The 3,911-nt window shown below is 66.6% G+C and carries 5 protein-coding genes; 3 read left to right on the top strand and 2 right to left on the bottom strand.

Going from position 1 to position 3,911, the window contains the following annotated elements; all coding sequences use genetic code 11:
• Window positions 1-150: 150 nt before the first annotated feature.
• The gene (gene bioF / locus N7333_RS24070; RefSeq protein ID WP_012019926.1) at window positions 151-1,320 is read right to left on the bottom strand and encodes an 8-amino-7-oxononanoate synthase; all 1,170 of its coding nucleotides are present in this window, start codon (window positions 1,318-1,320) and stop codon (window positions 151-153) included.
• A gap of 48 nt (window positions 1,321-1,368) precedes the next feature.
• Window positions 1,369-2,427, bottom strand: coding sequence for a biotin synthase BioB (bioB, locus tag N7333_RS24065; RefSeq protein WP_012019927.1), 1,059 nt, complete (start codon window positions 2,425-2,427; stop codon window positions 1,369-1,371).
• A 194-nt stretch (window positions 2,428-2,621) separates the two neighbouring features.
• Between bioB and N7333_RS24060 the strand changes: the two genes are divergently transcribed.
• The 3 genes from N7333_RS24060 to N7333_RS24050 all read left to right on the top strand — a co-directional run.
• Window positions 2,622-2,915 (top strand): hypothetical protein, encoded by a 294-nt coding sequence (locus N7333_RS24060; RefSeq protein ID WP_004373651.1) that lies wholly within the window; start codon window positions 2,622-2,624, stop codon window positions 2,913-2,915.
• Between the two features lie 42 nt (window positions 2,916-2,957).
• The gene (locus N7333_RS24055; protein WP_129482542.1) at window positions 2,958-3,698 is read left to right on the top strand and encodes a ComF family protein; all 741 of its coding nucleotides are present in this window, start codon (window positions 2,958-2,960) and stop codon (window positions 3,696-3,698) included.
• A gap of 60 nt (window positions 3,699-3,758) precedes the next feature.
• On the top strand, window positions 3,759-3,911 hold a 153-nt coding region (locus tag N7333_RS24050), incomplete at its 3' end, for a LysR family transcriptional regulator (protein ID WP_279859494.1).

Raw genomic sequence — 3,911 nt, 5'->3', positions numbered from 1 at the left:
GCGTCCAGCTCGTCCAGCCAATCCGGCACGCTGACCGAGGTCAGCGCCGGCAGATCGGCAACGTGCACCTGCAGTTCGTCACCCAGCGCCTCGGCCAGCGGCTGCAGCACGGCACCATCCAGGCCCCAGCCCGGCAACAGAATCAGCGTCTCACGCATCGGCCTGCACCTGCGGCCAGCACTCGGCCAGGGCTTCGAGCAGCAGCTCGAGCTGCGCCTCGCTGTGCGCGGCGGACAGGGTCACGCGCAGCCGCGCGCTGCCCGCCGGTACGGTGGGCGGACGGATAGCCCCGACCAGCAGGCCGCGGTCCTTGAGCAGGGCCGAGAGTTTCAGCGCCCGGGCGCTGTCGCCGACCAGGATCGGCTGGATCGGCGTCGGGCTGTCCATCAGGCTCAGGCCGATCTCGGCCGCGCCCTGACGAAAGCGCGCGATCAGCCGCTGCAGGTGCTCGCGGCGCCAGCCTTCTCTGCGCAGCAGCTCCAGGCTTTTCAAGGTGGCGCAGGCCACCGCCGGCGGCTGGCTGGTGGTGTAGATGTAGGGGCGGGCGAACTGGATCAGGGTCTCGATCAGTTCCTCGCTGCCGGCGACGAAGGCGCCGGCGGTACCGAAGGCCTTGCCCAGCGTGCCGACCAGCACCTGCACCTCATCCAGGCCCAGACCGAAGTGCTCGACGATGCCGCCGCCGGTGGCGCCCAGCGGGCCGAAGCCATGGGCGTCGTCAACCATTACCCAGGCGTCCCGGGCGCGCGCTTCGGCGCACAGCACCGGCAGATCGGCGAGGTCACCGTCCATGCTGAACACGCCATCGGTGACCACCAGGCAGTTGCCGCTGGCCTTGCGCAGGCGATTGGCCAGGCTCACCGCATCGTTGTGCAGGTAGCGCGAGAAACGCGCGCCGCAAAGCAGGCCGGCATCGAGCAGCGAGGCGTGGTTGAGACGGTCCTGCAGCACGCTGTCGCCCTGACCGAGCAGCGCGGTGACGACCGCCAGGTTGGCCATGTAGCCGGTGGAGAACAGCAGCGCCCGCGGGCGCCCGGTGAATTCCGCCAGCGCCTCTTCCAGCTCATGGTGCGGCGTGCTGTGGCCGATCACCAGATGCGAGGCGCCGCCGCCGACGCCCCATTTTTCCGCACCCAGCTGCAGGGCACGGATCACCTCGGGGTGATTGGCCAGGCCCAGGTAGTCGTTGGAACAGAAGGCCAGCAGCTCCTGATCGTCGGCGCGCACCTGTGGCCCCTGTGGGGTCTGCAACAGCGGGCGCTGGCGGAACAGATCGGCGGCCTGGCGCTCGGCCAGGCGGGCAGCGAGATCGAAGCTCATGCACGGTTTCCGTAAGAGCGAGCAGCGCTCGCTCCCACACAAGAGGAATCAGGCCGAGGCGGCGTTGTAGAACAGCTTGGAATCGCGCTGCTCGACCAGCGCCTGCTCGATGGCGGCCTGGTGCACCTCGTCGGCATGTTCCTCGCGCTCTTCCGGCTTGATGCCGAGGCGCTTGAACAGCGCCATGTCCTTGTCCGCCTGGGGGTTGGCGGTGGTCAGCAGCTTCTCGCCGTAGAAGATTGAGTTGGCGCCGGCCATGAAGGCCAGGGCCTGCATCTGCTCGTTCATCTGCTCGCGGCCGGCGGACAGGCGCACGTGGGATTTTGGCATCATGATGCGCGCCACGGCCAGGGTGCGGATGAAATCGAACGGGTCGACGTCCTTCTCCTCGGCCAGCGGCGTGCCCTTGACCTTGACCAGCATGTTGATCGGCACGCTCTCCGGGTGCTCCGGCAGGTTGGCCAGCTGGATCAACAGCCCTGCGCGGTCGTCCACCGACTCGCCCATGCCGAGGATGCCGCCGGAGCAGATCTTCATCCCCGCCTCACGCACGTAGGCCAGGGTCTGCAGACGCTCGGAATAGGTGCGGGTGGTGATGATGTTGCCGTAGAACTCCGGCGAGGTATCGAGGTTGTGGTTGTAGTAGTCCAGCCCCGCCTCGGCCAGCGCCTGGGTCTGCTCCTGAGTCAGCTTGCCCAGGGTCATGCAGGTTTCCAGGCCGAGCTTCTTCACGCCCTCGACCATCTTCAGCACGTAGGGCATGTCCTTGGCCGACGGATGCTTCCAGGCCGCGCCCATGCAGAAGCGGGTGGAGCCGATGGCCTTGGCCTCGGCGGCGGCCTGGAGCACCTTCTCCACCTCCATCAGCTTTTCCTTGTCCAGGCCGGTGTTGTAGTGGCCGGACTGCGGGCAGTACTTGCAATCCTCCGGACACGCGCCGGTCTTGATCGACAGCAGCGTGGAAACCTGCACACGGTTGGGGTCGAAGTGCTGACGATGGACGCTCTGCGCCTGGAACAGCAGGTCGTTGAACGGCTGCTCGAACAGTGCGCGAACCTCGGCGAGAGTCCAGTCGTGGCGGGTGGTGATTGCGGCGGTTGCGCTCATTTGAGAAGTCCTTCGACGCTTGGCGGCATCTGTTGTCGGGCCCACAGGGGCATTCAGGCTCAGGCCATCATATGTGGCAGTTGGATGCTGTCAACCGCAAGAAAGGCACAGGTTGACGATAGATCAATAATTGAACAATCGAACTTCCATCATGGCATCTTGCCAAATACCTACTCCCACAACAGGACGCTTGCATGCTGGTAGAAGGTTTTTTCGAAGGGTTGGGCCATGCTCTGGGCCGCGCCATCCGCTTCGTCGTCGACATGCTCTCCGGCGCGCTGGGCGCCGTGGCCGATGCCATCGACGATTTTCTCCACGGTCTGGCCAGCGCCATCGGCATGGATGTGTCGATCTTCAGCATCATCCTGCTGATCATCGGCCTGCTGTTTCTCTACAGCGGCATACGCGCGCTGCTGCGCCGCTCCATCGTCGGCGGCGTCATCTGGCTGTTCCTCGGTCTGGTGGTGATGGGTTGGCTGATTCGCTGAGGGCAGACTAGCCTCAGAGTTTTCGCTCACGGACGAGCCCGCATGCCGCTCTTTCCAGCTTCGCTCGCGCATCGCCTTGCCTGGCTGCGCCCCAGGCGCCACTGCCAGCTGTGCGATGAAGCCAGCGATCACGCCGAACTGAGCATCTGCAGCGCCTGCCAGACCGACTTGCCCTGGCTCGGCGCACACTGCCAGGTCTGCGCAGTGCCGCTACCGGCCCAAGGCATGATCTGCGGCGCCTGCCAGAACAAGCCGCCGAGCTTCGCCCGCGTGGAAGCGCCGTGGCGCTACGCCTTTCCGGTGGACAACCTGATCACCCGCTTCAAGCACCAGGGCCAATGGCCTCACGGCCGCCTGCTCGGCGAATTGCTGGCCGAGCACCTGAGCCACGCCTACGACGAAGGGCTGGCGCGACCGCAAGTGCTTCTACCAGTGCCTCTGGCACGCAAGCGCCAGCGACTGCGCGGCTTCAACCAGGCGCAGATGCTCGCCACCTGGCTGGGCGCCAGCCTGGGTTTGCCGGTGCAGCATGACTGGCTGCAGCGCCGCATCGACACGCCCGCGCAGCAAGGTCTGGACGCCGCCACGCGCAAGCGCAACCTGCGCCAGGCCTTCACCCTGGATGCCAAAGCGCAGGTTGCCGGCTGCCATCTGGCGCTGGTCGACGACGTACTCACCACCGGTGCGACCGCCGGTACGCTCGCCCGTTTGCTGCGCCACGCCGGTGCCCAGCGGGTCGATGTCTACTGCCTGGCCCGCACGCCGCGCCCGGGCGATGGCTGACTTGACGCACATGGCGCAGTCCCGCACCGTGCCGTGCAGTTCTCCAGCCGCCCAAGAGCCATGTCGCCACTCGATCCCCTCGCCCAACTGCTCAACCGCCGCCCGAAGCGCCTGGCCCTGCTCGAGCAGATCGCCGAGCAGGGGTCCATCACCCGCGCGGCCAAGGCAGCCGGGCTCAGCTACAAGGCGGCCTGGGATGCCATCGACGAGCTG

Origin of the sequence: Pseudomonas sp. GD04158 (genome assembly GCF_029834875.1) — a bacterium.
Classification (GTDB): domain Bacteria; phylum Pseudomonadota; class Gammaproteobacteria; order Pseudomonadales; family Pseudomonadaceae; genus Aquipseudomonas; species Aquipseudomonas hydrolytica.
The sequence above is the reverse complement of the archived record's forward strand: the minus strand, read 5'-3'. Positions and strand labels throughout refer to the sequence as shown.